Raw genomic sequence first — 26,279 nt, 5'->3', positions numbered from 1 at the left:
CCGGCGCGCGATCTCGTTAGAGGACTCCCGTGACGAAGCCCAACCTGATGGTCATCGACGACCTCGACTCCGCGCGGCAGATGATGAAGCGCACGCTGGGGCGGTCGTACGCGGTGTTCGACTTCGCCTCGGTGGCGGAGGCGCTGCCCGCCGTCGAGCGGGCGGAGTTCGACGCCATCGTCACCGACCTGCGCATGCCCGGCATCGACGGCATCGAGGGGATGCGCCGCTTCAAGGAGCGGGTGCCGGAGATCCCGGTCATCCTCGTCACGGCCTTCGCCACCGTGGAGACCGCGGTCGAGGCGATGAAGGCCGGCGCCTTCGACTACCTCAAGAAGCCCTTCGAGCCGGAGGAGCTCGAGCTCGTGGTCGCGCGCGCGGTGGAGCACGCGCGCATCAAGCGCGACAACGCGCGCCTGCGGAGCGCGCTCGCCGGCGAGTTCGGCGTGCACGGCATCATCGGCAAGTCGCAGCCGATGAAGGCCCTCGTGGAGATGCTCGGGCGGATCGCCCCCTCCGACGTGCCCATCCTGGTGGAGGGCGAGTCCGGCACCGGCAAGGACCTTCTCGCGCGCGCGGCGCACGCCATGAGCCGGCGCGCGAGCGGACCCTACGTGGCGCTCAACATGAGCGCCATCCCCGAGAACCTCGCCGAGGCCGAGCTCTTCGGCCACGAGAAGGGGGCCTTCACCGGCGCCGAGCAGGCGCGGGCCGGCTTCTTCGCCGAGGCGGAGGGGGGCACGCTGTTCCTCGACGAGATCGGGCTCCTCCCGCCCGCGCTCCAGCCCAAGCTCCTGCGCGTCCTGCAGGACGGCGAGTACATCCCGGTCGGCAGCCGCAAGGCGCGCAAGGGGAACGTGCGCGTGGTGGCGGCCACGAACGAGGACCTCGCCCGCGCGGTGAAGGAGGGGAAGTTCCGCGAGGACCTGTGGTTCCGGCTGCGCGTCGTCCCGCTGCGGCTCCCGCCCCTGCGCGAGCGGAAGGAGGACATCCCGCTCCTCGTCCACCACTTCGTGGAGAAGCACGCGCTGCGGCTGGGGCGGCCGCCGCTCGAGCCGGACGCCGAGGCGATGCGGGCGCTCCTCGACCACCCCTGGCCGGGCAACATCCGCGAGCTGGAGCACGCCATCGAGCGCGGGCTCCTCCTCGCGCGCGGGGAGACCATCACCCTCGCGGATCTCCCGCCCGAGCTCGCCCAGCCCGCCGCCGAAGCCGCCGCGGGCGGGGCGGAGGGGCGCTACCGGCGCGCCCGCGACGCCTGGGAGCGGAAGTTCCTCGAGGACCTGCTGCGCGAGGCGGGCGGCAACGTCGCGAAGGCCGCCGAGGCGGCCGGGCTCCATCGCTCCACCCTGTACGAGAAGCTCCAGCGCTACGGCCTCGTGGAGAAGGACGCCAAGGCGTGAGCGGACGCACCGCCGCGTCGGGCGGCGCGCCACCGCCGCGCCGCGCCCCTCGCGCGCCCAGGCTCCGCGCGGGGGACGTCGCCGACGCCCCCGCCCTCGCGCGCGTGATGCGCGCCGCCATCCGCGGGCAGGGCGCCGCCGCCTACGGCCACTCGGAGGTCCGCGCCTGGTCGTCGCTCCCGGCCCTGTACCACCGCTGGGCCATGACGGCCGGGGGCGAGCGCTACGTCGTCGCGGAGCGGGACGGGGCGATCGTCGGGTACGCGGCGCGCCGCGACGCGGAGCTCACCGCGGTGTTCGTGCTCCCGCGCGCCGCCGGCGCCGGCGTGGGGACGGCGCTCGTCCGGCACGTCGAGCGCGCCGCGCGCCGCGCCGGGGTGGCGAGGCTCCGGGTCGTGGCGGCGCTCGGGGCCGTCCCGTTCTACGCGCGGCTCGGCTTCGGGCGGCGCGGCGCCGCGCGCGTCCCGCTCCCGGGCGAGACCTCGCTCGCCGCGGTTCGCATGGAGAAGCGGCTCGACTCGACCGCCGGCGCCCCCGGAGAGCGCTCGGCGAGGCGAGCGGCACGATCGTCCGGACGGGCGCGGGTCCGTCCGCGTGGGAGGTGAACGGCATGGTGAAGCACCTCGTGTTCTGGACGCTGAAGGAGCAGGCCGACGGCGCGTCGCGCGAGGAGAACGCGCGCAGGGTGAAGGCGGCGCTGGAGGGGCTCGCGGGCCGCATCCCGGGCCTGCTCGAGCTCGAGGTCGGGATCGACTTCTCGCGCGGCGAGGCGTCCTACGACGTCGCGCTCTCCTCGACGTTCGCCGATCGCGCGGCCCTCGACGCCTACCAGGCGCACCCCGAGCACCGCGCCGTCGCCGACCTCATCGGGCGCGTGCGCGAGAGGCGCGCGGTCGTGGACTACGAGACGGGCTCCTAGCGCCGTTCCCGCCCGGAGGCGGAGGTGACACGCCGGCGACGGGCACTCCCCGCGTGACGAGCGGGCGGGACGGGTACGCGCGCTACATCCGCCCGCACGGGCGGCGGAACGGGCAGCGGCGGCAGCTCTCGCGCTGGGCTCGCTGCGGGAACTGGTCGATGAGGGCGTGGTTGCGCGCGGGGTCCTGGAGCGTGGCCTTCATCTCGCCGATGGAGTGGCGCATCTCGCTCTGGCACCGCTCGAGCGCGGCGGGATCGGCGGCCACCGACACCGTCTCCCCTCCCGCGCCGGCGCCGTTCGCGACGAGGTAGACGAGCCCGCCCAGCACCTGGTCGGGCGGGGCGCTCCACTTGCGCTGGGCGTAGAGCGCGTAGATGCCGACCTGCGTGTGATCGACGCCGCGCTCCTTGCCGGTCTTCCAGTCCAGGATGCGGACCTGGCCGTCGGAGTCGCGGAAGGCGAAGTCGATCGCCACCCAGATCTTCGTCCCCTCGAACTCCCAGGAGTCGAGCTCGTCCACCGAGAGCCAGCGCTCGCGGGGCGTGCGGCGGATCTCCTCGAAGGTGGGGCTCGCGTAGAACGCGCGCAGCGAGCCGTCGACGACGCCCTCGTAGAGCCGCCGCCAGTCCTCGTCCGCCACGGCGTCGCCGTACTCGTGCTCCACCAGCCCGACGATGCGCGACGCCTCCCGCCAGTAGCTCTTCTCGCGCGAGACCGCGAACTGCGCCCGCGCCCGCGTCCGGGTCCGCTCGAGCACGCGCTCCAGGGGGAGGAAGTCGCCCGTCACCCGCGCGCGAGAGAGCATCTGCTTCAGCGCGTCGTGCACGACCGAGCCCGCCCATTGCCAGCGCGAGGAGAGCTTCTTCAGGACGTACAGCTCCCGCACCGGCGTACCGGGCGCGGCCTCCCACCCCCCCCAGCTGCCGTAATACGCGTAGAAGTACGCGCGCCGGCATTCCGCGAACTTCTCGTGGCGGGACTTCGACCAGGAGAACTCGTTCTGGAGATCGGCCATGGGTGGGAGCGGGCGGGCAGGGAGCCCGTAGCTCGCGCAGTCTAGCGCGACGGTCCGACAGGCGGGGGCCCTCCGGGCGACTGGGCGGGCGGCTGCCTGGACGGACGCTGAGCGGGACGCGGCGAGGCCGACGTGGCGTTCGCGGGCTCGCTGAAGGTCGCGCTCGAGGTGGGGTCGGGGGCCGGCGCCAGCTGCGGCGCCGACCCCCGCGTCACCCCGCCCGCGCCTCGGCGCGGACGGCTCGTCGCACCCTCACGACGAACGTGGTCCCCTGCCCGACCGAGGAGTGGACGTTCACCTCGGCGCCCTGGGCCTCGGTGAGCGTGCGCACGACGAACAGCCCGAGCCCCACGCTCGTCCTCGAGTCGGGGTGGTCGCGCGGCGCGCGGTGGAAGGGCTCGAAGATGGCCGCGATGGTCGCCGAATCGAGCGGCGGTCCCTCGTTGCGCACCTCGATCCGGACCGCTCCCTCCTCGCCCGCCGCCTCCACGTACACGGGCCGGTCGGGGTCCCCGTACTTGAGGGCGTTCGAGACGAGGTTCGCGACCACCTGCTCCATCCGCTCCGGGTCGAACTCCGCGCGGGTGTCGCCGTGGCGGGCGAGCTCCAGCCGCTGGCAGCGGGGATCGCAGAGATCTTCGGCGACGCGGGTGCAGACGTCCCACAGGTCGGCCTCGAGCAAGGTCACCGGGATCTCCGCCCCGGCCTTCGCGCGGCTCCAGTCGAGGAGGTCGCGGATCAGCCGCTCCATGCGCCGGCCCGCCGCGGTGATCCTGCGCACGGCCCGCAGCGCGTCGTCGGGGAGGCTCACGCGGGCGAGCGCCCACGAGGCGGTCAGGATGCCGGAGAGCGGGTTCCGCAGGTCGTGGCTGACCACGGCGACGAGGCGCTGCTGCACCGCCTGCGTCCGGGCGAGCTCCGCCTCGTGCTCCTCGCGGGCGCGGATCTCCTGCCGCACGACGCGCGCGGCCCCGAGCACGAACAGCAGCAGGATCGTGTCGAGCCCGAGGAACACCCCGTTCGAGATGATGCGCGCACGGTGCGCCCAGGCTGCGGCACGAGCGACCTCGCTCTTCTCGCGCTCCTCGACCGCCTCGAGCGCCGCGTGCGCCCGGTCGAACGGAGGTACCCCCTCGGCGAGGCGGTGGAGGCGCGCTTCCTCGCGGCCGCCGGCGTCGGCGAGGGCGGCCGCGCGATCCAGCGCGTCGACCATCCGCTTCACCGCCGGGCGCAGCCGCCCCAGGAGCTCGCCGTCCTCGTCGATGCGCTCCGCCGCGATGGCCCGGGTGAGGTGATCCAGCTCGCCGGGGATCTTGTCGCGCGCCCGCTGCAAGCGCGCCCGGTGGCGGGCCTCCCCCCCGGCGAGGTACGCGTCGAGCGCCGTGTCCGCGACGAGCATGGCCGACTCGAGCTCCTCGAGCGCGAGCTGGGTGTCGGCCGCCAGCTCCGCCGCGACGCTGGCGTCGGTCCGCTTCCCCAGCGTGACGCCGGTGAGGATCCCGGAGGCGATCAGGCTACCGATCGCCACGGCGAACCCGAGCGCGACGCGCTTTGGCAGTCCGAACCAACGGCCCGTCTTCCCGGCAGGAGCCGGCATGAGCGACCTCGGGTGAGCCTCCGATCCAACACGGAGATCACCGCGAGGTCATCGTGTCCCGATGTCGCACCCGGCCAGGCTAGCGCTGGCCCACCGCGCGCCCGGGGGATGGCGCCGGGGCGCGGGCCGGCGCGGGTCGCTCCTCGATCGGCCCCAAGGGGACGTCCGCGAGCTGCGGCCGCACGACGGCCGGATCCGCGACCATCACCACCGTCATCTTGGCGGGATCGAGGTAGCGCCGCGCGGCGCGCTGGACCGCCTCCGCGTCCACCTCCCGCACCGCGTCGGCGTAGCCGTTCCAGTAGTCGTCGGGCAGGCCGTGCAGCGCGAGCTCCGCGACCCGGCCGGCGATGCCGCCCGCGGTCGCGAAGTCGGCGGGCAGGCCGAGCACGAGCGCGTCCTTGGCGTCCGACAGCTCCTGCGCGGGGACGGGCTCCTCGCGCAGCCGCGCGAGCTCGCGCACGATCTCCTTCAGCGCGGCGCCGGTGACGTCCGCCTTCACGCTGCCCGCGACCAGGCTCGCGCCGGCGAGCTTGCGCGCCTCGCCCATCGCGTACACCCCGTACGTGTAGCCCTTCTCCTCGCGCAGGTTGCGGAAGAGGCGCGACGAGGAGCCGCCGCCGAGCACCTGGAAGGCGACGGAGGCGGCGACGTAGTCGGGCGAGGAGCGCTCGACGCCGGGCATGCCGACGAGCACGTACGACTGCGGCGCCGCGGGCTTCTCGATGAGGAGCGCCCGGTGCGGCGCGGCGGGCGGCCTGGGCGCGAGCGGCCCCGGCGCCGAGCCGCGCCTCCACTTGCCGAGCGTCGCCTCCAGCAGCGGGCGCAGCTCGGCCTCGGCGACGTCGCCCACCACGATCAGCTCCGCGTTCTCGGGCCGGTAGTGCCGGGCGTGGAACGCCGCGAGGTCTCGCGGGCGGGTCGCCTTCACCGCCGCCTCGTCGCCGAGGAGGTAGTGGCCGTAGGGCATCTTCCCCCAGAAGACGGGCACGAAGGCCTTGGAGGCGATGGGCTGAGGCTGATCGCGCTGCTGCAGGAGCATGACGAGCCGCTGGTCCTGCACGCGGGCGAAGTCGGCCTTCGGGAAGGCCGGGTTCATCGTCACGTCCGCGAAGAGCTCGAGGAACTTCGGGAGGTGCTTCGCGAGCGTCCCGCCCGTCACCGCGGCGGCGTCCGGGCCCGCCGAGGCGCGCAGCGAGGCGCCGAGGAAGTTGGTCTCGTCGGAGAGCTGGATCGCGGAGCGGGTCTTCGTCCCCTCGGTGAGCATCGCCGCGGTGAAGCTCGCGAGGCCGGGCAGCTTGGCCGGATCCCGCCCCGCGCCCGCCTCCACCACGAGGTTCACCGCCACCACCGGGAGGCGGCGGTACTCGACGAGGCGCACCTTGAGGCCGTTCGCGAGCGCGAAGTGCCGCTGGGCCGGCAGCTCCAGCTCCGGGGCCGGGCCGCGCTCCGGGAGCTTCGCGCGATCCGGTCCCGCCGGCACGACCGCCGCGGCGGCCGGCGCGGCGGGCGGGGCCTGCGGTGCCTTCGCGCGCGGACCCGCGCAGGCGAGCGCCGCGGCGACGAGGACGGCGAGGGCGTGGCGGCGGATCATCGGACGGCTCCGTTGGCGTTGGAGGGCGGCGCGGCGGCGGCGGGCGGCGCGGTCGGCGGTGCGGGGGCGCCGGGGCGCGGCGCGGCGGGCGACGGCGGCCGCTGCGGCGCGGGGACCGGGGGCGCGCCCGCGGAGGGGGTCACGGTGAGGACGACGCGCGCGTCCTTGCGGAGGTAGCGGCGGGTCGCGGCGGAGACCTCCTCGGGGGTGAGCCTCCTGAAGCGGGCGAGGTCCGTGGCGAGGTAGCCGGGATCGCCCGCGCGCAGGTAGTAGTCGGCCAGGGTGGCGGCCCGGCCGCCGAAGCCACCCACCGGCTCCAGCGAGAAGATCGCGCCGGCCTCGATGCCGTTCTTGGCCCGCTGCACCTCCTCGGCCGTCGGCGGCTCGGCGGCGAGGCGCGCGATCTCCTCGTCGATCTCCTTCTCGAGCCGCGCCAGCGAGACGCCCGGCTTGGGCGTCGCGACCACGAGGAACATGCCCGCGAGCGCCTGCGAGGACTGGCCCGCGGAGACGCTCTGGGCGATGCGCTCGTCCATCACGAGCCGCTTCACGAGCCGCGCGCTCTTCCCGTCGGAGAGCACCTGGCCCGCGACGCCCAGCGCGGCGTCGCCCTCCGCGAAGAGCTTGGGGCTCTGCCAGGCCATGTAGAGGCGCGGGAGCTGCACCCGGTCCTCCATGGTCACGCGCTTCTCCGACGCGAGCGGCGCGGGAGCGGGCGCGGCCGCCGCGGGCTTCGCCCTGCCGGGGATGCCCCCGAACCACTTCTCCACGAGCGCGCGCGTGCGCGCGGGATCGATGTCTCCCGCGATGGCCAGCACCGCGTTCTCCGGCCCGTACCAGCGCTGGAAGAACTCCTTCACGTCCTCCAGCGTCGCCGCCTCGAGATCCTCGTGCGAGCCGATCGGCATCCAGTGGTAGGGGAACTCCGGGTTCCACAGGGCGTGCAGGATCTTCTCGTAGGACAGCCCGTACGGCTGCATCTCGTAGTTCTCGCGCCGCTCGTTGCGCACCACGTCGCGCTGGTTGTCGAGCTTGTCCTGCGTGAGCGTCGGCAGGAGGAACCCCATCCGGTCGGCCTCGACGAAGAGCATCTGCTCGAGGGCGCTCGTCGGCACCTGCTCCCAGTACTGGGTGGTGTCCTGGGAGGTGGAGCCGTTGGCGCTCCCGCCCGCCGCGTCCACGAGCCTGTCCGCCTCGCCCTTCGGCAGGTGCTCCGTCCCCTGGAACATCAGGTGCTCGAACAGGTGCGCGAAGCCGGTGCGCCCCTCCTTCTCGTTCTTGGAGCCCACGTCGTACTGTACGTGAACGCCGACGATGGGGGTCGTGTGGTCCTCGTGCAGGATCACGGTGAGGCCGTTCTCCAGACGGAACAGCTGGTAGGGGAGCTCGGGAGCGTCGGCCGCCGCCGGCGCCGCCGCGGGAGCCTGCGCGCGGGGGAGGGCGGGGACGAGCGCGACGGCGAGGAGGGTCGCGAGGGTTCTCGGCGTCATGGCGGCCCGCGTTATAAGGCGGGCCCCCTGCCGCGTCACGTTCCGCGGCGAGCGCCCTCCGTACCGGGCCCGCCCGAAATATCTTCCCGCCCGCCGCGTACCGGCCCACGGACGCCCCCGACGCCGCCATGATCCGACGCTCGCTCGCGCTCCTCGCCGCCGCGCTCGCCCCGCCCGCCCTCGCCGCCGCCCCGGGCGATCCCCTCACCGCCGCCCGGCGCCAGGGCGAGATCGTCCTCGACGGGCGGCTCGAGGAGCCGGGCTGGGCGCTCGCCCCCGCCTACGACGGCTTCGTCCAGATCTTCCCCTCCGAGGGCGCCGCGCCCTCGGAGCGCACCGAGGTGCGCGTGCTGTTCGACGATCGCGCCCTGTACGTGGGGATCGCGGCGCGCGACCGCAGCCCGGGCGAGGTGCGCAGGCCGCTCGGCCGGCGCGACCGCGCGCCGTACTCCGACGCGGTGACGGTGATCGTGGACTCGATGCACGATCACCGCGCCGCGTACGCCTTCGAGATCAACGCCGCCGGGGTGCAGTCGGACGCGCTCCTCTTCGAGGACGACACCTCCACGAGCGACTGGGACGCGGTGTGGGAGGGGGCGACGGCGGCGCTCGCCGACGGCTGGGGGGCCGAGCTGCGCATCCCGCTCGCCGCCCTGCGCTTCTCGAACGCGCCGGTGCAGACCTGGGGCTTCGCGGTGAAGCGCGTCGTGGCCCGGCGTCACGAGGAGCTCCTCTCCGTGCACCTGCCGCGCGGCGCCCGCGGCCAGCTCGCGCGCATGGGCAGCCTGACCGGGCTCCAGGGGCTCGCCCCGGTGCAGGACCTCGAGGTGGCGCCGTACACCGCGGCGCGGCTCGCGTTCCGGCCGCGCGTCTCGGACGTTCCGAGCCCGCGCGACGCCGACCCGGTCGGCGACGTCGGCGTGGACGTGCGCGCCTCGCTCGGCCGCGCGCTGTCGCTGCAGGGCACGGTCAACCCCGACTTCGGGCAGGTCGAGGCGGACGAGATCATCCAGAACCTCTCCTCCTTCGAGATCTTCTTCCCGGAGAAGCGGCCCTTCTTCACGCAGGGGATGGATCTGTTCCAGCCGGTCGCCCTCCCGGGGCGACGCTCTCCGCAGCAGCTCTTCTACTCGCGCCGCATCGGGCTCGACGCGCCCATCCTCGGCGCCGTCAAGCTCGTCGGCAAGCCGACCGGCACGCTGCAGGTGGGGATCCTCGACGCGCTCGTCACCGGCGCCGGCTCCGGGCTGCCCGAGGCGAGCCCCGATCGCTCCTTCCGCCTGGACGCGGCGCAGCCCTTCCACTTCGGGCCGCGCTCGTCGCTCCCCGAGCTCGCCCCGGCCCCGCGGAACTTCCTCGCCGGCGTCGCGCGCTGGCAGCCGGCCCCGGGGCGCACGCTCGGCGCGACCGTGACCTCCACGCTGCCCCTCGGCCCGGGCTGCTCGATCTCGGACGCCGAGAAGGACGACGAGGCGGAGGACCCGCGCGAGCGCCGCCCGGCCCGCTGCGACGCGCTCTCCGGGAGCGCCGCCGCGCTCGACTGGAGCCTGCGCTCGCGCGATGGGGAGTGGTTCCTGCTCGGGCAGGTCACCGGCTCGCAGTCGCTCGGCGGCGCCCCGGCGCGCGCGGCCCCCGGCGCGCCCGTGTCCTCGCCCAGGCGCACGCTCGCCGACGGGACCGTCCTCGACGAGGGCGAGCTCGGCTACGGGGCGCACGCGGCGGTCGGCCGGGCCGGCGGTGAGCCCTGGCGCTTCGAGCTGCACTGGGAGTACGAGTCCCCCACGCTCGACCTCAACGCGCTCGGCTACCAGCGGACGCAGAACGAGCAGCTCGGCCGCGCGCTGGTGCGCTACGTCCGCCCGAGCGGCGGCGGCCCCTTCCACACCTACTCGGTCGTCTCCGGCGTCCAGGGGCAGCGCACCACCGACGGCCGCGGCCTCGCCCGCATGAAGCAGCTCTGGCTCTCCGCGGAGGCGCAGCTCCGCAGCTACCAGTGGGTGGGCTGCACGGGCGTCGTGGAGCTGCGGGCCTGGGACGTCCGCGAGATCGAGGAGTCCGGCGTCGCGCTCGAGCGGCCGCGCTCGACCTTCGGGGAGTGCTGGCTCTCCCTCGACCCCTCCAAGGCCGTCTTCCTCGAGGGAGGCGCCGGGATGGGCCGCTCGGAGGCGCTCGGGCCGGTGCAGGGCCAGCGCTACTGGGGCACGAGCGGGGTCGTCGTGGTCCGGCCCCACGCGCGGGTCGAGAGCCGGTTCGACGTGCGCTACGAGGTCTCGCGGTGGGGCGCGCGCTACGTGGACGAGCCGGCGCCGGGCGTGTACCGCTTCGCGGGGCTCGAGGCCCCCTCGCTCTCCGTCACGCTGCGGCAGCAGGTGGTCCTCACGCCGCGCCTCACGCTGCAGGGGTACGTCCAGCTCTTCACCTCCTTCGGCGAGTACCGCGCGTTCCGCCAGGCGAGCGGCGTGGATCGCAAGGTCACGCTGGCCTCCCTCTCCCCCGCGGAGGCGCCCGGCCCGAGCGAGAACGACTTCCGCGAGGGCGCGCTCAACCTGAACGCGGTGCTGCGCTGGGAATACCGGCTGGGCTCGACGCTGTACCTCGTCTACACGAGGGCGCAGCGCGAGCTCGAGTGGGACGGCTCGGCCCCGCTGGCCAGCACGCTGCGTCCCGTCGCGCTCGGCGCCGGGCCGGCCACGGACACCTTCCTCGTGAAGTGGACCTACTACTGGGCTCGCTGAGCCCGGCCGTACGCCGAGGGAGCCGCCGTACGCCCCGGTGGGTTGCGCCCGCCTGCTGCAGCGCTATGCTTCGGAGCGCGATGGCGCTCACCCCCCCGGCCCCGATCAGGATCCTCCTCGCCGAGGACGACGCCGCGCTCGCGAAGCTCTACGCGAGCTACGCGACGGGGCGGGGCCACGCCGTCTCCCACGCGCGCGACGGCGTCGAGACGCTCGCCGCGGCGCTGTCCCAGCTCCCGGACGTGATCGTGCTCGACGTCGCCATGCCGGCGCTCGATGGGCGCGACGTCCTGCTGCGGCTGAAGGCGGACCCGCGCACCGCCGGCATCCCGGTGCTGGTCGTGTCGGCGCTCGGCGGCGACCAGCACATGCGCGACCTGCTCGTCGAGCTGGGCGCCTCCGACGTGATGGAGAAGCCGGTGGACCTGCAGATCGCCTTCAACAAGGCGGAGCGGCTGGTGAACGGGTAGCCGGGGGCCGCGCCCCCGGGGACGCCCGGCCCCGCGCGTCACGGCTCGACCCGCATCGCCTTCGGGATCACCACGATCCCGCTCTCGGTGACGTGGAAGCGCTTGCGGTCGTGCTCGAGGTCGTAGCCGATGGTCGTGTTGGCCGGGATCTCGACGTGCTTGTCGACGATGGCGCGGCGGATCTTGCAGTGCCGGCCGATGTTCACGTTCTCGAAGAGGATCGAGTCCTCCACCAGCGAGTAGCTGTTGATCCGCACCTTGGGCGAGAGGATGCAGTGGTGGGCGTGGCCGCCCGAGATGATGCACCCCTCCGACACGAGCGAGTCGGTGGCGTAGCCGACCCGGCCCTCCGTCTGGTTGTTGAAGACGAACTTCACCGGGGGGAAGTTGTGCTGGGCGGTGAAGATGGGCCAGCGGTCGTTGTACAGCGAGAACGACGGGTCCACGTCCACGAGGTCCATGTTGGCCTGGTAGTACGCGTCGAGGCTCCCCACGTCGCGCCAGTAGCCCCGCTCCTTGTCCCCCTGGCCGGGCACCACGTTCTTCGCGAAGTCGTAGACGAAGACGCGCTTGCGCTCGTACATCGCGGCGACGATCGACTTGCCGAAGTCGTGCGCGCTCTTGGTGTCGCCGGCGTCGCGCACGATCTCCTGGACGAGGGCGTCCGTGGTGAAGAGGTAGTTGCCCATCGAGGCGAGGGCGCGGGTGGGGTCGCCGGGCATAGTCTTCACCCCGGCCTTCGGCTTCTCGACGAAGCCGATCATGCGGCCGTCGCCGTCCACCTCGATGATGCCGAACTCCGACGCCTCCTCGACCGGGACCGGGATGGCCGCGACGGTCAGGTCCGCGCCCTTGTCCTGGTGGAACTGGAGCATCTGGCGGACGTCCATGCGGTAGACGTGGTCGGCGCCGAAGATGAACGTGAACTCGGGCTCCTCGTCGGTGATGATGTTGAGGTTCTGGTAGATGGCGTCCGCCGAGCCCTCGAACCACTTCGGCCCCACGCGCATCTGCGCGGGCACGATCTCCACGTACTGGTCGAGCAGGGCGGTGAGGCGCCAGCCGCGCTGGATGTGGGCGTTCAGGGACTCGGACTTGTACTGCACGAGCACCTTCATCTTGAGGACGCCCGAGTTCGCGAAGTTCGACAGGACGAAGTCGACGATGCGGTAGCGGCCGCCGAAGGGCACGGCGGGTTTGGCGCGCTCCCGCGTGAGCGGGTCGAGCCTTCGGCCCTCTCCGCCGGCGAGGATCATCGCGAGAAGCTTCGCCATCGGGTCACTCCGCGTGGATACGGTACGCCTTCGAGGCTACGCACCCGCGCGAGGCGGGGCAAGGAAGCGGCCGCGCCGCGCGCGGAGATCTCGCTCTACCGCGAGGCCAGCCGCGCGAGCGAGATCGCGCACGCGGTCGCCCCGTCAGGGATGCCTCGGGACGGAGTCTACCGCACCGCCACCGCCTCGGTCACCGCGGCGGCCGGCCCGCCCGCCCCCGGCCCGGCGAACCGCGCGAGCACCGCCGCGATCTCCGCGTTCACGTCGCGCAGCAGCTCCGCCTTCTCCCGGAACGGCAGGAACGCGCTCTTGAAGCCCTGCACGAGGAGCGTGCACAGGTCCTCGAGGGTGAAGCCCATGCGCTCGTGGGCGAGGCGGAGCTCCTTCGTGATGGTGGTGTCGGTGATGAGCCGGTTGTCGGTGTTGACGGTCACCCGCAGGCCGAAGTCGAAGTAGAACTTGAGCGGGTGGCTCTCGTAGCCGGTCACCGAGCGGGTCTGGACGTTCGAGGAGGGGCACATCTCGAGCGGGATGCGGTGATCGTTGAGGTAGTTCAGCAGGTCCCCGTTCTCCCGCAGCCGCACGCCGTGCCCGATGCGGTGGGCGCCGCAGGTGTGGACGGCCTGGGCGATGGACTCCGGGCCGAACGCCTCGCCGGCGTGGATGGTCACGTTCACGTTGTTGTCGAGGATGAGCTGCACCGCCTCGCGGTGGCGCGAGGCGGGGTGGCCCTCCTCGGCCCCGGCGAGATCGAACCCCACCACGCCCTTGCCCTTGTAGGCCACGGCCAGCTCGGCGAGCCGCACGGACGTCTGCGGATCGATGTGCCGGATCCCGCAGATGATGACGTTGGAGCGGATGCCGGACTCGCGGCCCGCCGCGCGCAGGCCGTCGAGCACGGCGTCCACGATGGCCGTCGGCTTGAGCCCCTTGCGCGTGTGGAGGACGGGCGAGTAGCGCACCTCGAGGTAGCGCACGTTCTCGGCGGCGCAGTCGAGGGCGAGCTCGTAGGCCACCCGGCGGAGCGCGTCCTCGGTCTGGAGCACCGACAGCGTCACGTCGAAGGCGGTGAGGTACTCCTCGAGCGACGCGCACTGGGCGCCCATCCGCACCGCCCGCCCCACCCCCTCCGGAGTGTCGGCCGGGAGGCGCACCCCCTGGGCCTCGGCGAGCTCGAGCAGGGTGGTGAGACGCAGCGAGCCGTCGAGGTGACAGTGGAGGTCGGTCTTGGGGAGCGCCCGCAGGAGCTCGTCCGTCACGGGCATCGGGGAGGCGCCGGCGTTGGAGGGCATGGCCGGATCTTAGATCCCGCTGGGGGCCGCCGCGCGACGACCCGCCTGGTCGCCCGCTTCCCGAGGTGTGGTCCTCCCCGCCGGCGGCCTCCCGGTTCGTCCCCGGCGGATCGCACGTTGCCCCGTGAACAGGCAAGCCCCCTTCCTCGTGGCCGCCATCCTCTCGCTCGCCTGCGGCCGCGGCGACGGGACGACCGTCGTGCGCCCTCCCGACGAGCAGCCGCCGCCGTACCAGCCCCCGCAGCAGCAGCTCCCTCCCCCGGGGCCGTCCTGGCCGGTGGCGAGCGCCCCCGGCGCCTTCCCCACCCCCGAGCCGCGCCTGCGCCGCGTGGATCTCACGCTCGCGCCGGGCGACCTCGCCGCGCTCGAGGCGGAGCCGACCTGGGACGTCATGTACCCCGCGACCGTGGCGCTCGACGGCCGCGCGGCCGAGGGGCTCGTGCGCTTCCGCGGCGCCTCGTCCCGCACGCGCCCGCAGCGGAGCTGGCGCATCGACCTCGACCCGGGCTACGCGCTCGAGGGGCGCGATCGCTTCGCGCTGCTCGCCGAGTACGACGACGCGGCGAAGCTCGTGGAGCGCTTCGCGGTGGACCTCTACCGCGCCCTCGGCCTCCCCGTCCCCTTCGCCCGCTACGTGAAGCTCTACGTGAACGGCGCCTACCGCGGCGTGTTCCTCGACATGGAGCGGGTGGGCGGCGAGTACCTCGTCCACCACGGGCACGAGACCGACGCCTCCCTCTACCGCTGCGGCGGCCGCAACTGCGAGCTGAAGCTGCTCCCCCGCTACGAGCCGGCGTACCAGCAGGACTTCACGAAGACGCGCAACGAGGCGCTCCCCTGGGACGACCTCGACCGCCTCCTCGAGACCGTCAGCCGGACGGACGACGCGGAGCTCGAGCGGCGGCTCGGGGAGGTGATGGACCTCGACGCCTACCTCGGCAACCTCGCGGCGGACGAGCTCATCGCGAACACCGTCCTCGAGGACGCCCGCGGCTACTGGCTCCACGAGCTGCACCGCGACGTGTGGACCTACGTCCCGTGGGATCTCAACAACTCGCAGGCCTACTGGTCGCGCGACATCGCCGCCAACGCGCCCCTCGGCGGCGTCTGGCGCGAGGCGCAGATCTTCTCCATCTACGACGACGCGGTGCGGCGGATCTACGACGTGCGGGTGACGGAGCGCGCCGGGCAGAAGCCGACCTGGAGCGTGCTCGCCACGCGCGTCTGGGATCACCCGGCGCTGCGCGCGCGCCTGCTCGCCAAGCTCGAGGCCGCCCTCGCGGGCCCCTTCACCCCGGAGCGGGTGGGCCCCTACCTCGAGGCGCTCTGGGCGGCGGCGGGCCCGGAGATCGTGACCGATCCGTTCGTGGACGCGACGCGCGCGCAGACGGTGCCCTCCCGCCTGGTGACGTTCGTCCGCGATCGCCGGAGCGTCCTCCTCGGGCGGCTGGCGAGGCTGCGCGCGCACGGCTCGGGTCCGCTCGTGGTGAACGAGGTCGGCATGCCCGGCGGGACGGGGCCCGGCTACGTGGAGCTGTACAACCGGGCCGACGTCGCGCTCGACCTCTCGGGCGCCCACGTCACCGACGACCTGCGCGCGCCGGGGAAGTACGCGCTCCCCGAGGGGACCACGATCCCGCCGCGCGGGCACCTGCTGCTCGTCGCGGACGGCACGCCCTGGCCGCCGCCGGCCGGGGCGCCGGCGGGCGAGCCGCTGCGCCTGCCGTTCGTCCTCTCCCCCGCGGGCGGCGAGCTCGGCGTGTTCGCGCCGGGGACGCTGCACGCTCCGTACGATCTCGTCTACTTCGGCCCGCGCGCGGAGGGGGGCGCCTACGGGCGCACCGGCGACGGCGTCGAGGCGTGGTCGGACGTGGCGCGCACGCCGGGGGCGCCGAATTGACGGCGCCACCCCCTGCGCCATGAGCGCGTCCGGCCTGAGCGCTACGCCGGCCTGAGGAAGCGGGCGAGGACGCGCTTCTCGCCGACCTCGTCGAAGAAGACGGTCACCTTCGCCCCGGGGCCGGAGCCCTCGCAGGCGGCCACGGTCCCCTCCCCGAGCGACTCGTGCGCGACGCGGGTGCCGCGCGCGATCGTCCCGGCCGCGCGCGGCCGCTGGTCGAAGTCGTAGTCCACCACCGGCCCCGCGCGCGCGGCCGCCGGCCGCCGCGGGGGCGGCGGCTCGCGCGGCCCATCCTCCTCGAGCTCGATGTGCGGCTCGCCCGGCAAGGAGCCCGGCGGGCGGCGGATGACGGGGCCGCGCGCGGCCGGCGCCGAAGCGAGCCTGGGCGCGAGGCCGAACAGCTCGGGCGGGAGGTCCGCGAGGAAGCGCGACGGCTCCATCGACCGGTAGGACGGTCCGCCCTCCCCGTAGCCGATGCGGCGCCGGGCGAGCGAGAGCGTGAGGCGCTTCTTCGCCCGCGTCATGCCGACGTAGCAGAGCCGCCGCTCCTCGTCCTCCGCCGCCTCGCGCTCGGCGGGGCCGGCGTCGGACCAGGGGCGCTCGTAGGGGAGCGTCCCGTCCTCCAGGCCGGCGAGGAACACCGCCTCGAACTCGAGCCCCTTCGCGGCGTGGAGGGTCATGAGCGAGACGCGCCCCTCCGGCGTCTCCGCGTCCGCCTCGCCCAGCAGGGCGATCTGCTCGAGGAAGCGCGCGAGCGGCGGGGGGCGGACCTCCTCGGGATCGCGCGGGGGCGGCTCGCCGAGGAGCGACTCGTCGAACTCCCGCGCGGCGGCGACGAGCTCGGCCAGGTTCTCCGCCCGCTCCACCGCCTCGTCGGTGTGCTCCGCCTCGAGCCGCGCGAGCAGGCCCGAGCGCTTCAGCGCCTCCTGCACGGCGATCCCCGCGTCGAGCGCGGGCACGTCCGCGGCCAGGCCGGCGACGAGGGCGTGGAACTCGCCGAGGGCCCGGCGCGCGGCCGGCTTCAGGTCCTCCACCGCGTCGCGCTCGGCGATCGCGTCGAAGAGCGCGATGCCCCGCGCCGACGCGTGGGCGCGCAGCCGCTCCAGCGTCTTCTCGCCGACGCCGCGCGCGGGCCGGTTCAGGACGCGCTCCAGGTCGAGGTCGCTCCGCGGCGAGAGGGCGAGCCGAAGGTAGGCGGCGGCGTCCCTCACCTCGGCCCGGTCGTAGAAGCTCGTCCCGCGCACGATCACGTACGGGATGCGGGCCGCCCGGAGCGCGGCCTCGAGGGGACGGGACTGGGCGTTCGTCCGGTAGAGGACGGCGATCTCCTCGCCCGCCGTGCCGCGCGCGCGCTCCGCCGCCACGGCCCGCGCGACGCGCTCGGCCTCGTCGTGCTCGTCCTGGCCGACGACGAGCGCGAGCGTCTCGCCCGCGCCGCTCTCCGTCCAGAGCCGCTTCTCCCGCCGGCGCCGCGCCTTCGAGATGACCGCGTGCGCGGCGTCGAGGACCGTGCGGGTGGAGCGGTAGTTCTGCTCGAGCTTCACGACGCGCGCGCCGGGGAAGCCCTGGTCGAACTCGAGGATGTTCGTCACGTCCGCGCCGCGCCAGCGGTAGATCGCCTGGTCGTCGTCGCCCACGACGCACACGTTCCGCTTCTCGTTCGCGAGGAGCTTGAGGAGCCGGTACTGCGCGGCGTTCGTGTCCTGGAACTCGTCCACGAGCAGGTAGCGGAAGCGCCCCGCCCAGGCGCGCCGCACCGTCGCGTCCTCCTCGAGGAGGCGCACCGGGCGCAGGAGCAGGTCGCCGAAGTCCACCGCGCCGGCGCGCGCGAGCGCCGCCTCGAAGCGGCCGTAGACCTCGCGCGCCAGCTGCCCCTCCACGTCGTACTCGCCGACCACCACCTCGGCGGGCCGCAGCGCCGCGTTCTTCCAGCGGTCGATGCGCGACAGCGCCTGGCGGGCGGTGAGCGGCTCGCCGTCCTCGACGCGCAGCTCCTGGAAGATGCGCTTCACCACGCGGATCTGATCGTCGTCGTCGTAGATCGCGAACGAGGGCGGCAGCCCCGCGCGCGCCGCCTCGCGGCGCAGGAAGCGGGCGCCGAAGGCGTGGAAGGTCTGCACCCACAGCTCGCTCGCCTGCGTCCCGAGCAGCGCCTCGAGCCGGTCCTTCATCTCCCCCGCCGCCTTGTTGGTGAAGGTCACGGCGAGGACGTGCCAGGGCATCACGCGCTCGTCGCGCACGAGGCGGGCGATGCGGTGCACGATCACGCGGGTCTTGCCGCTGCCCGCGCCGGCGAGGACGAGGAGCGGGCCGTCGCCGTGCAGCACGGCCTCGCGCTGCGCGTCGTTCAGGCCCTCGAGGAGCGGGTCGGGGGGAGCCATGGGGCGGGTAAGGATAATCGAGGCGGGGGACGCGAGCCGCGGGCCCGGCGTCAGCGCGACGCCGAGCGCGGCTGGGCCCGCTTCGGCTTGCGGGGCGGCTTCTTCCTGGGGGCGTCGTAGCGGTAGTCCGCCTCGTGGCGATCGACCTGCTCGAGGAGCCGCGGCTCGCCCCCGGCGCCCTCGCCGGCGGCGGCGGTGGCGCGCACCGTGCGCGTCCAGACGACGCGGTGCGGGAGCAGCCTCGCGGGCTCGGTGACGAGCAGGAGCTCGTTCTCGACCACGAGCTCCCGGAGCGCCTCCGCCGCGACCGGCGCCTCCCCACCCGCGAGCTGGGCGACCACGCCGCGCGCGAGGGCGGGCAACGCCGCGGGGTCCGGCGCGGAGCGGAGCGTCACCTCCACGCAGCGCTCCTCGCGGTCGCGCGCGGAGCAGGGCACGCGCCGGCGCACCGAGAACTCCTGCTCGAACTCGGCCTCCGCGTGGGCGAGCGGCACCTCCGCCTCCGTGCGCATGCCGTAGCGCTCGCCGAGCTCCAGGTCCGCGCCGATCCAGAACCCCACCGCGAGGTTCCACATCTCCTGCGCCTGCGCCTGCATGGAGCTCTCGGCGAACCCGAGCGCCCGCTCCACCTGCTCGGGCGGCACGGAGCCGGCGAGCACGCGCGCCAGCGCCGGGCGGAGCGCCTCCACGCCCTCCAGCCCGCGGAACTCGCCTTCTGGAGAGACCACCTGCACGACCCGCTCCGCCGCGCGGAGCACGCCCTCCACGGCCGCGGGCGGCCCGGGGTACGGCGCGTCGCCCTCCCAGGTCGTGCCGGAGGTGGAGATCCGGAGGGCCCCCTCGCGGCGCTCGAGCCGCTGCGTGAAGCGCGTGGTGGTCGTCACCGGCGCGTGCCCCGTGCGCGTCCGGGTCCGGCGCTGCGTGGCCTGCACCTCGGCGGCGGCCGGCCAGTCGAAGCGCAGCCGCACCAGCTTCGGATCGGCCCGTCCCATGCCCGCCGGCTCCGGCGCCTCCGCCGGCACGCCGGGGACCGGGGAGGCGGGAGCGGCCCCGCCCGGCGGGTGAGCGGGGGAAGCAGGCGCAGGGGCCGGCGCATCCTCTCGCGCGAGCGCGCCGGCGCAGACGGCGAGGAGGGCGAGCGTGGCGAGCGCGCGAGGGAGCCTTCGCATGGGCGAGCGAGGCTAACACGGGGCCGGGGGGACACGATCCGGACGCGGCGGGATCCTTTCCAGTGGGAGGCCGGCGCCGCGCAGGGGTCCGCAGCCGCTGCGCGGCGGTCGCCTCCGGCCCGCCGCGAAGGCGACGGGCGGAGCGGGTGGGGGGCCCGGTGCCAGGGAACCGGGTTCCCGCCCCTCCACGCGCCCCCAGGGAGTAGATTCCCCGCGTGGCGCCCCCCGTCCGCATCGTGCCGCTCGGCGGCCTCGGCGAGATCGGCATGAACTGCATGGCGATCGAGGCCGACGGCCGGATGGCCGTGGTGGACTGCGGGATCCTCTTCCCGAACGAGCCCATCGGCGTGGACGTGATCGCGCCGGACCTCGGCTGGCTGCGCGAGCGGCGCGAGCAGGTCGGCGCCATCTACCTGACCCACGGGCACGAGGATCACATCGGCGCGCTGCCGTTCCTGCTGCGCGAGGTGAAGGCGCCGGTCTACGGAACGCGCTTCACGCTCGCGCTCCTGCGCCCGCGGCTCGAGGAGGCGGGCGTCGAGGCGGACCTGCGCGAGGTGGCGCCCGGCGACGCGCGACCGGCGGGCGAGGCGTCTCCCCTCTCGGCCGAGTTCTACGCCGTCACCCACTCCATCCCCGACGCGTGCGGGCTCGCGCTGTCGACGCCCCAGGGCACGATCCTCCACTCCGGGGACTTCAAGATCGACCCGCGCCCGATCTCCGGGCCCGGCTTCGATCTCGCCCGCGTCGAGGCGCTCGGCCGCCGCGGCGTGCGCCTCCTGCTCTCCGACTCGACGAACTCCGAGCGGCCGGGCTCCTCCCTCTCCGAGGCCGAGGTCGGGGCAGCCCTCGAGGAGGCGTTCGAGCGCGCCCCCGCACGCGTCTTCGTCGCCTGCTTCGCCTCCAACATCCACCGCATCCAGCAGGTGGCGAACGCCGCGCGCGCGTTCGGCCGGCGGCTCGCGCTCCTCGGCCGCTCGATGGAGACGAACGTCCGGCTCGCCCAGGCGCTCGGGTACCTGGAGCTGCCCGGCTGGATGCCGGTGGGGTTCCCGGAGGCGCGCGAGCTGCCGCCGAAGGAGCTCTGCGTCCTCACCACCGGCACCCAGGGCGAGCCGCGGAGCGCGCTCGCGCGGCTCGCGCGCGGCGAGCACCTGGACCTCGACGTCGCGCCGGGTGATCTCGTCGTCCTCTCCTCGCGCTTCATCCCAGGCAACGAGGTGGCGGTCGGCGAGCTGGTGAACGCGCTCTGCCGGCGCGGGGCGCAGGTGGCCTACGAGGGGCTCCGGCCGCTGCACGTGTCCGGCCACGCCCAGGAGGCGGAGCAGCGGCGGCTCATCGCGCTCGCCCGGCCCGAGCACTTCGTCCCCATTCACGGAGAGTACCGTCACCTCGCGCGCCACGCGGCCCACGCCGCCGCGGAGGGGGTGCGCGGGCGGCACCTGCTCCTCGACGGGCAGGTCCTCGAGCTCGGCGACCTCGGCGCGACCGTGCTCGAGGAGCCGGTCCCGGTCGGGCGCGTCTACACCGACCGGGACGCGCTGCTCGGGCAGGACATCGGCGCGCTCGTGGTGAAGGACCGGCGCCTGCTCGCCGAGGCCGGGCTCTGCATCGCGGTGCTCGCCGTGGACAAGGTGACCGGCGCGGTGATACGCGGGCCGGAGCTCTTCGCCCGGGGCGTCGCCGGGTTCGAGGGGGCGGAGGAGGAGATCCGGGCGGAGGCGCTGCGCGCCCTCGACGAGCTCACGCCGCAGGCCCGCGTGGCGATCGAGGAGGTGCAGGAGACGCTCCGGGTCGCGGTCCGCCGCTTCCTGAAGCGCACCACGGGGAAGCGGCCCACGGTGCTGCCGGTGGTGCTGGAACTCTAGAGCTCTGGGCTCAAAGCTTCGCGCAACGGGCTTCGGGAGAGGCGCCCGCCATCGCGAACGGCCCGCACGAGGGAGAGCGGTATGCCGAGCTTCGACGTGGTCTCCGAGCTGAACCTCATGGAGGTGGAGAACGCCTTCAACCAGGCGCGCAAGGAGATCCTGCAGCGCTTCGACTTCAAGGGGACGAGCACGGACCTCGAGCGCGACAAGGACGAGAACGTGGTGGTGAAGGCCGGCTCGGAGGGGCGCGCGGAGGCGGCGCTGCAGGTGCTCATGGAGAAGCTCGCCAAGCGCGGCGTGCCGCTCGAGGGCCTCGACCCGCAGAAGCTCGAGCCCGCCTCCGGCGGCTCGGTGCGCCAGCTCGTGAAGCTGAAGCGGGGCCTGAAGCAGGAGGACGCGAAGAGGATCGTCGCCCTCATGAAGGAGAGCGGCCTCAAGGTCCAGGCCGCCATCCAGGGGGAGGCGGTGCGCATCAGCGGCAAGAAGAAGGACGACCTGCAGGCGGCGATGCAGGCCATCCGGACGGGGGGCCTGGGGGTGCCGCTCCAGTTCCAGAACTTCCGGGAGTGAGGGGACCGGGAGCGCGGATTGTCCCGCCCCTCCCCGTCTGTTAGATCCGCCGGCTCCCATGGCGACCACCCGCGTCTACCTCCACACGCTCGGCTGCCCGAAGAACCGGGTGGACAGCGAGGTCATGCTCGGCACCCTGACGGGCGCCGGCTACCGGCTCGAGCGCGACCCCGCCCAGGCGGACGTGATCGTGGTGAACACCTGCGGCTTCATCGAGAGCGCCAAGGAGGAGTCGGTCGACGCCATCGTCGAGCTCGCGGGGATGAAGCAGGAGGGGCGCTGCAAGAAGCTCGTCGTGACCGGCTGCCTGGTGCAGCGCCACGCCGAGGAGCTGTCGGCGGAGCTGCCCGAGGTGGACCACTTCCTCGGCACCGGCGCGTACGCGGAGATCGCGCGGGTGGTCTCCGACGCGCAGGCGAAGCGGCTCGTCGTGCCCGACCCCGACTTCGTGCACTCCGCGGCCACGCCGCGCGTGAACTCGCTCCCCTCGCACACCGCCTACCTCAAGATCTCCGAGGGCTGCGACAACGCCTGCGCCTTCTGCATCATCCCCAAGCTGCGCGGCGCGCAGCGCTCGCGGCCGGTGGACGACGTGGTCGCGGAGGCCGCCGCCCTCGCGGCGCAAGGCACGGTGGAGCTGTCGCTCGTGGCGCAGGATCTCACCGCCTACGGCTACGACCTGCCCGGCAAGGTGCGGCTGCATCACCTCTTGCCCGAGCTCTGCAAGGTGGACGGCATCCGGTGGCTCCGGCTGCACTACGCCTACCCGCGCGACGTGCCGGACGCGCTCGTGGAGGTGATCGCCCGCGAGCCGAAGATCGTGAAGTACCTCGACATGCCGCTCCAGCACTCCTCGGACCGGCTGCTCCGCTCGATGAAGCGCGGCCGCGACTCGGTGTTCCTGCGCGAGCTGCTCGCGCGGCTGCGCGCGCGGGTGCCGGGGATCGCGCTCCGCACCTCGCTCATCGTCGGGCTCCCCGGCGAGACCGAGGAGGACTTCGAGGATCTCGTGCGCTTCGTGGAGGAGCAGCGCTTCGAGCGGCTCGGCGTGTTCGAGTTCTCGCCCGAGGACGGCACGCCCGCGGCGGACATGGCGGAGCAGGTGCCGGACGTGGTGAAGCGCGCGCGGCGCGACCGGATCATGGCGCTCCAGCAGGAGATCTCGCGCGAGCACCAGCGGGCGATGGTCGGCCGCCGGCTGGAGGTGCTCGTGGAGGGCCGCGCCGAGGAGACGGAGCACCTCCTCGCCGGGCGCCACGCCCAGCAGGCCCCGGAGATCGACGGGATCACCTACGTGAACGACGGCGTCGCCTACCCCGGCGAGCTCGTCACCGTCGAGATCACCGACGCCTCCGAGTACGACCTCGTCGGCCACGTGGTGGCGCGCGATCCGGAGCGGGCGCGGCGACCGCTGCCCGCGCCCGCCGGAGGCGAGACGCCGCGCCGCGGCGGGCTGCCGGTCGTGGGCTGATCGAGCCGGCCCCGCCGCGGAGGCGCGGGCCGGCACCGCCTCGCCGCACGCGACGCCGCGCAGTCAATGCGCTGGATCCCTGCTGGGTTTCGCGCGACAGTCCCCGCGATGGATCTCGTGGAGCTGGAGAGCGGCGCGCCCGTCCGCCGTCACCCGTGGGAGGAGGCGCGCCTCGCCTTCTTCCTGCGCGTGCTCCGCGGCGCGGGGCTGCTCCGGTCGCGCGTCGCCGTCCTCGACGTGGGCGCCGGCGACGGCTTCATCGCCCGCCGGCTCGCGGAGGAGCTCGCGCCGGGGTCCACGGTGACGTGCTGGGACGCGAACTACACGGCGGCGCACCTCGCGTCCCCGGCCTTCGCCCCCACCGGCCGGCTGCATTTCACGCGGGCCGCCCCCGCGGACGCCTTCGGGCTCGCCCTCCTCCTGGACGTGCTCGAGCACGTCGCGGACGACCTCGGGTTCCTCTCGGAGGTGGTCGCGCGGCGGCTCCTGCCCGGCGCGCACGCGCTCGTCTCGGTGCCGGCCTGGCCCGCGCTGTCCTCGTCCCACGACGAGGGCCTCCGCCACCACCGGCGGTACGCCCCGGGCGCCGCGCGCGCGCTCCTCGCCGGCGCCGGGCTCGAGGTCGTCCGCGGGGGCGGCCTGTTCCACGCGCTCATCCCGCCGCGCGCCGCCCAGGTCGCGCTCGAGCGGCTCCGGCACCGGCCCCGTCCGCCGGCCGAGCTCGGCGGGTGGAGCGCCCCCGCCCCGGTGACGGCGCTCGTGCGCGGCGCGCTCTCGCTCGACGCCTCCCTCTCGCTCTTGCTCTCGCGGCTCGGGATCGATCTGCCCGGCCTGAGCTGGTGGGCGCTATGCCGCAAGAGGTAGTCCTCGTCGTCCCCTGCTACAACGAGGCCGCGCGCCTAGACCGCGCCGAGCTGCTGCGGCTCGCCCGCGCCCGCGACGGGCTCGCGCTCCTGCTCGTGGACGACGGGTCGACCGACGCGACGGCGGCCGCGCTCGAGGAGCTCCGCCGCGCGGAGCCCGCCCGCATCTCGGTCCTCTCGCTCGCCCGGAACTCCGGGAAGGCGGAGGCGGTGCGCGCCGGCCTGCGCGCCGCCCTCGCGAGCGGCGCCGCCTTCACCGGCTACGCCGACGCGGACCTCTCCACGCCGGTGGACGAGCTCTTGCGGCTCGTCGACGTGGCCGCCGCCTCGAGCCGCGACGCGGTGATGGGCTCGCGCGTGCGGCTGCTGGGCTGGCGCATCGAGCGGCGCGCGCACCGGCACTACCTCGGCCGGGTGTTCGCCACGTTCGCCTCCCTCGCGCTCGGGCTGCCCGTCTACGACACGCAGTGCGGCGCGAAGCTGTTCCGGGCGACGCCCGCGCTCGCCGCCGCGCTCGAGGCGCCCTTCCGGACCCGCTGGATCTTCGACGTCGAGCTCCTCGCCCGGCTCCGCGCCGGCGGCCCGGGCGCGCCGCCGCTCGCGGCGGAGGCCTTCGAGGAGGTGCCGCTCCGCGCCTGGCGCGACGTGGGCGGCTCGAAGCTCCGGCCCGGCGCGATGCTCGCGGCGGGGCTGCAGCTCCTCGTGCTCGCGCTCCGGCTCCGGCTCCGGCTCCGGCTCCGGCTGGGCTCCCGCCGCTGACGGGTCGGCCCCGCGACGAGCCGGCCGATCGCCGGGCTCAGCGCCGCCGGCGGCCGCCGCCGAACATGGAGCCCAGGATGCCGCGCATGATCTCGCGGCCGATCTGGGTCCCGGCGGCGCGCACCGCGCTCGTCGCCATCTTGCCGAGCATGTCGCCCGCGCCGCCGAGCGCGCCGGGCTCCTGCCGGCCCCGCGGCGCCTCCTCGCGCGCCGGCGCCTCCCGCTCCGCCGCGCGCTTCTGCAGCAGCTCGTGGGCGGACTCGCGGTCGACCGCCGCGTCGTAGCGCCCGCGCAGCGGCGAGGCGGAGAGCACCTGCGCCCGCTCCTCCGGCGTGAGCGGCGCGAGGCGCGAGCGCGGCGGGACGACGAGCGCGCGCTCCACCGGCGCGGGCGTCCCCTTCGCGTCGAGGAAGGAGACGAGCGCCTCGCCCACGCCGAGCTCGGTGATGGCGGCCTCGACGTCGAGCCCCGGGTTCGGGCGGAAGGTCTCCGCCGCCGCCCGGACCGCCTTCTGGTCGCGCGGCGTGAAGGCGCGCAGCGCGTGCTGCACGCGGTTCCCGAGCTGTCCCAGCACCGCGTCCGGCACGTCGAGCGGGTTCTGCGTGACGAAGTAGACGCCGACCCCCTTCGAGCGGACGAGCCGCACCACCTGCTCGATCTTCGCGCGGAGCTCGTCCGGCGCGTCGTCGAAGAGCAGGTGCGCCTCGTCGAAGAAGAAGACGAGCCGCGGCTTCTCCGGATCGCCCACCTCGGGGAGCTGCTCGAACAGCTCGGAGAGCAGCCAGAGGAGGAGCGTGGCGTAGAGCTGCGGCGCGCGCACGAGCCGCTCGGCGTGGAGGATGGTCACCTGCCCGCGGCCGCCCAGGTCCGTGCGGAGCAGGTCCTCGAGCGCGAGCGCCGGCTCGCCGAAGAGCCGGTCGGCGCCCTGCGCCTCGAGCGCGAGCAGCGACCGCTGGATGGCCCCGACGCTCGCCGGCGCCACGTTCCCGTAGCGCTGCCGCAGCTCCGCCGCCTGCTGCGAGAGGTGCTCCAGCATCGCCCGGAGGTCCTTCACGTCGAGGAGCAGGAGCCCGCCCTCGTCCGCCACCCGGAACGCCACCTGCAGCACGCCCGCCTGCGTCTCGTTGAGCCCGAGCACGCGCGCGAGCAGGAGCGGCCCCATCTCGGAGATGGTGGTGCGCAGCGGGTGGCCCGCCTCCCCGAACACGTCCAGGAAGACGACCGGGCTCGCCTCCGGCGCGAGCGCGAGGCCCAGCTCGCGGGCGCGCTCGACGATCTTCGGCGAGTCGCCTCCCGGCCGCGCCAGGCCGGAGAGATCCCCCTTCACGTCCGCCAGGAACACGGGCACGCCGAGGCGGCTGAACCCCTCGGCGAGGACCCGCAGGGTGACGGTCTTGCCGGTCCCGGTCGCGCCGGCGACGAGGCCGTGGCGGTTGGCGAGGCCGGGGAGGAGCAGCAGCTCCTGCGTGCTCTTGGCGACGAGGAGCGGGGCGGGAGGGGACATGCCCC

General features: G+C 74.6%; 20 protein-coding genes. 11 read left to right on the top strand and 9 right to left on the bottom strand.

The window, feature by feature from the left end; translation table 11 throughout:
- Positions 1–29 precede the first annotated feature (29 nt).
- From ANAE109_RS00570 to ANAE109_RS00560, 3 genes are read left to right on the top strand one after another with little or no spacing between them, the layout of a single operon-like run.
- On the top strand, positions 30–1,403 hold the full coding sequence (locus ANAE109_RS00570; RefSeq protein WP_011984434.1) for a sigma-54 dependent transcriptional regulator: 1,374 nt from the start codon (positions 30–32) through the stop codon (positions 1,401–1,403).
- Complete coding sequence (locus tag ANAE109_RS00565; RefSeq protein WP_011984433.1) at positions 1,400–2,008, top strand: GNAT family N-acetyltransferase; 609 nt, start codon at positions 1,400–1,402, stop codon at positions 2,006–2,008. Before ANAE109_RS00570 ends, ANAE109_RS00565 begins: the two co-directional genes overlap by 4 nt.
- Before the next feature lie 5 nt (positions 2,009–2,013).
- The gene (locus tag ANAE109_RS00560; protein WP_011984432.1) at positions 2,014–2,322 is read left to right on the top strand and encodes a Dabb family protein; all 309 of its coding nucleotides are present in this window, start codon (positions 2,014–2,016) and stop codon (positions 2,320–2,322) included.
- Positions 2,323–2,404: 82 nt separating this feature from the next.
- Here ANAE109_RS00560 and ANAE109_RS00555 read toward each other — a convergent pair whose 3' ends face one another.
- The 4 genes from ANAE109_RS00555 to ANAE109_RS00540 all read right to left on the bottom strand — a co-directional run bounded on the left by ANAE109_RS00555 (position 2,405) and on the right by ANAE109_RS00540 (position 8,018).
- Entirely contained in the window at positions 2,405–3,337 is a 933-nt protein-coding gene (locus ANAE109_RS00555) for a PD-(D/E)XK nuclease family protein (RefSeq protein ID WP_011984431.1), read from the bottom strand.
- 211 nt (positions 3,338–3,548) lie between these two features.
- Entirely contained in the window at positions 3,549–4,865 is a 1,317-nt protein-coding gene (locus ANAE109_RS23160) for a sensor histidine kinase KdpD (RefSeq protein ID WP_158305860.1), read from the bottom strand.
- Positions 4,866–5,013: 148 nt separating this feature from the next.
- Entirely contained in the window at positions 5,014–6,528 is a 1,515-nt protein-coding gene (locus ANAE109_RS00545; RefSeq protein WP_041448018.1) for a pitrilysin family protein, read from the bottom strand.
- Positions 6,525–8,018, bottom strand: coding sequence for a pitrilysin family protein (locus tag ANAE109_RS00540; RefSeq protein ID WP_083776770.1), 1,494 nt, complete (start codon positions 8,016–8,018; stop codon positions 6,525–6,527). Before ANAE109_RS00540 ends, ANAE109_RS00545 begins: the two co-directional genes overlap by 4 nt.
- Before the next feature lie 128 nt (positions 8,019–8,146).
- Between ANAE109_RS00540 and ANAE109_RS00535 the strand changes: the two genes are divergently transcribed.
- Both ANAE109_RS00535 and ANAE109_RS00530 read left to right on the top strand, forming a co-directional pair.
- Positions 8,147–10,753 (top strand): carbohydrate binding family 9 domain-containing protein, encoded by a 2,607-nt coding sequence (locus tag ANAE109_RS00535; protein WP_011984429.1) that lies wholly within the window; start codon positions 8,147–8,149, stop codon positions 10,751–10,753.
- An 80-nt stretch (positions 10,754–10,833) separates the two neighbouring features.
- Positions 10,834–11,223, top strand: a complete 390-nt coding sequence (locus ANAE109_RS00530; protein WP_011984428.1) for a response regulator transcription factor — start codon at positions 10,834–10,836, stop codon at positions 11,221–11,223.
- Between the two features lie 38 nt (positions 11,224–11,261).
- Here ANAE109_RS00530 and glgC read toward each other — a convergent pair whose 3' ends face one another.
- Both glgC and add read right to left on the bottom strand, forming a co-directional pair.
- Positions 11,262–12,497 carry a glucose-1-phosphate adenylyltransferase gene (gene glgC / locus ANAE109_RS00525; protein ID WP_011984427.1) on the bottom strand — a complete coding sequence of 412 codons (1,236 nt, stop codon included), beginning with the start codon at positions 12,495–12,497 and terminating at the stop codon, positions 11,262–11,264.
- A gap of 167 nt (positions 12,498–12,664) precedes the next feature.
- On the bottom strand, positions 12,665–13,789 hold the full coding sequence (gene add, locus ANAE109_RS00520) for an adenosine deaminase (RefSeq protein WP_011984426.1): 1,125 nt from the start codon (positions 13,787–13,789) through the stop codon (positions 12,665–12,667).
- 124 nt (positions 13,790–13,913) lie between these two features.
- Between add and ANAE109_RS00515 the strand changes: the two genes are divergently transcribed.
- Entirely contained in the window at positions 13,914–15,689 is a 1,776-nt protein-coding gene (locus ANAE109_RS00515; protein ID WP_143827879.1) for a CotH kinase family protein, read from the top strand.
- A 41-nt stretch (positions 15,690–15,730) separates the two neighbouring features.
- Here the strand turns inward: ANAE109_RS00515 and ANAE109_RS00510 are convergent, their stop codons facing one another.
- Together ANAE109_RS00510 and ANAE109_RS00505 are read right to left on the bottom strand one after the other, a co-directional pair.
- Positions 15,731–18,070 carry an ATP-dependent helicase gene (locus tag ANAE109_RS00510; protein WP_011984424.1) on the bottom strand — a complete coding sequence of 780 codons (2,340 nt, stop codon included), beginning with the start codon at positions 18,068–18,070 and terminating at the stop codon, positions 15,731–15,733.
- A gap of 50 nt (positions 18,071–18,120) precedes the next feature.
- Positions 18,121–19,239, bottom strand: a complete 1,119-nt coding sequence (locus ANAE109_RS00505; RefSeq protein ID WP_049768488.1) for a hypothetical protein — start codon at positions 19,237–19,239, stop codon at positions 18,121–18,123.
- Positions 19,240–19,454: 215 nt separating this feature from the next.
- Here ANAE109_RS00505 and ANAE109_RS00500 point away from each other — a divergent pair, with 215 nt between their 5' ends.
- From ANAE109_RS00500 to ANAE109_RS00480, 5 genes are all read left to right on the top strand, one after another.
- A complete protein-coding gene (locus ANAE109_RS00500) occupies positions 19,455–21,107 on the top strand; it encodes a ribonuclease J (RefSeq protein ID WP_011984422.1) in 1,653 nt (550 codons plus the stop codon).
- Between the two features lie 81 nt (positions 21,108–21,188).
- Entirely contained in the window at positions 21,189–21,677 is a 489-nt protein-coding gene (locus tag ANAE109_RS00495) for a YajQ family cyclic di-GMP-binding protein (protein WP_011984421.1), read from the top strand.
- Positions 21,678–21,735: 58 nt separating this feature from the next.
- Positions 21,736–23,148, top strand: a complete 1,413-nt coding sequence (rimO, locus tag ANAE109_RS00490) for a 30S ribosomal protein S12 methylthiotransferase RimO (protein WP_011984420.1) — start codon at positions 21,736–21,738, stop codon at positions 23,146–23,148.
- Positions 23,149–23,256: 108 nt separating this feature from the next.
- The gene (locus ANAE109_RS00485; RefSeq protein WP_041448017.1) at positions 23,257–24,012 is read left to right on the top strand and encodes a bifunctional 2-polyprenyl-6-hydroxyphenol methylase/3-demethylubiquinol 3-O-methyltransferase UbiG; all 756 of its coding nucleotides are present in this window, start codon (positions 23,257–23,259) and stop codon (positions 24,010–24,012) included.
- On the top strand, positions 23,997–24,770 hold the full coding sequence (locus ANAE109_RS00480; RefSeq protein ID WP_011984418.1) for a glycosyltransferase: 774 nt from the start codon (positions 23,997–23,999) through the stop codon (positions 24,768–24,770). Before ANAE109_RS00485 ends, ANAE109_RS00480 begins: the two co-directional genes overlap by 16 nt.
- A gap of 37 nt (positions 24,771–24,807) precedes the next feature.
- On the opposite strand, the gene ANAE109_RS00475 is transcribed toward ANAE109_RS00480, so the two are convergent.
- Positions 24,808–26,274 carry a helicase HerA-like domain-containing protein gene (locus ANAE109_RS00475; RefSeq protein WP_011984417.1) on the bottom strand — a complete coding sequence of 489 codons (1,467 nt, stop codon included), beginning with the start codon at positions 26,272–26,274 and terminating at the stop codon, positions 24,808–24,810.
- Positions 26,275–26,279: the final 5 nt, after the last annotated feature.

It is taken from the genome of Anaeromyxobacter sp. Fw109-5 (genome assembly GCF_000017505.1).
GTDB lineage: Bacteria > Myxococcota > Myxococcia > Myxococcales > Anaeromyxobacteraceae > Anaeromyxobacter.
Note: the sequence above shows the minus strand (reverse complement) of the source record. Positions and strands in the feature narration are given on the sequence as shown.

Bases quoted from the DNA above. Each gene is read 5' to 3' on its own strand.
- ANAE109_RS00560 (WP_011984432.1), top strand. From the start codon at position 2,014: ATGGTGAAGCACCTCGTGTTCTGGACGCTGAAGGAGCAGGCCGACGGC.
- ANAE109_RS00555 (WP_011984431.1), bottom strand. From the start codon at position 3,337: ATGGCCGATCTCCAGAACGAGTTCTCCTGGTCGAAGTCCCGCCACGAG.
- ANAE109_RS00545 (WP_041448018.1), bottom strand. From the start codon at position 6,528: ATGATCCGCCGCCACGCCCTCGCCGTCCTCGTCGCCGCGGCGCTCGCC.
- ANAE109_RS00540 (WP_083776770.1), bottom strand. From the start codon at position 8,018: ATGACGCCGAGAACCCTCGCGACCCTCCTCGCCGTCGCGCTCGTCCCC.
- ANAE109_RS00535 (WP_011984429.1), top strand. From the start codon at position 8,147: ATGATCCGACGCTCGCTCGCGCTCCTCGCCGCCGCGCTCGCCCCGCCC.
- ANAE109_RS00530 (WP_011984428.1), top strand. From the start codon at position 10,834: ATGGCGCTCACCCCCCCGGCCCCGATCAGGATCCTCCTCGCCGAGGAC.
- glgC (WP_011984427.1), bottom strand. From the start codon at position 12,497: ATGGCGAAGCTTCTCGCGATGATCCTCGCCGGCGGAGAGGGCCGAAGG.
- add (WP_011984426.1), bottom strand. From the start codon at position 13,789: ATGCCCTCCAACGCCGGCGCCTCCCCGATGCCCGTGACGGACGAGCTC.
- ANAE109_RS00510 (WP_011984424.1), bottom strand. From the start codon at position 18,070: ATGGCTCCCCCCGACCCGCTCCTCGAGGGCCTGAACGACGCGCAGCGC.
- ANAE109_RS00505 (WP_049768488.1), bottom strand. From the start codon at position 19,239: ATGCGAAGGCTCCCTCGCGCGCTCGCCACGCTCGCCCTCCTCGCCGTC.
- ANAE109_RS00495 (WP_011984421.1), top strand. From the start codon at position 21,189: ATGCCGAGCTTCGACGTGGTCTCCGAGCTGAACCTCATGGAGGTGGAG.
- rimO (WP_011984420.1), top strand. From the start codon at position 21,736: ATGGCGACCACCCGCGTCTACCTCCACACGCTCGGCTGCCCGAAGAAC.
- ANAE109_RS00485 (WP_041448017.1), top strand. From the start codon at position 23,257: ATGGATCTCGTGGAGCTGGAGAGCGGCGCGCCCGTCCGCCGTCACCCG.
- ANAE109_RS00480 (WP_011984418.1), top strand. From the start codon at position 23,997: ATGCCGCAAGAGGTAGTCCTCGTCGTCCCCTGCTACAACGAGGCCGCG.
- ANAE109_RS00475 (WP_011984417.1), bottom strand. From the start codon at position 26,274: ATGTCCCCTCCCGCCCCGCTCCTCGTCGCCAAGAGCACGCAGGAGCTG.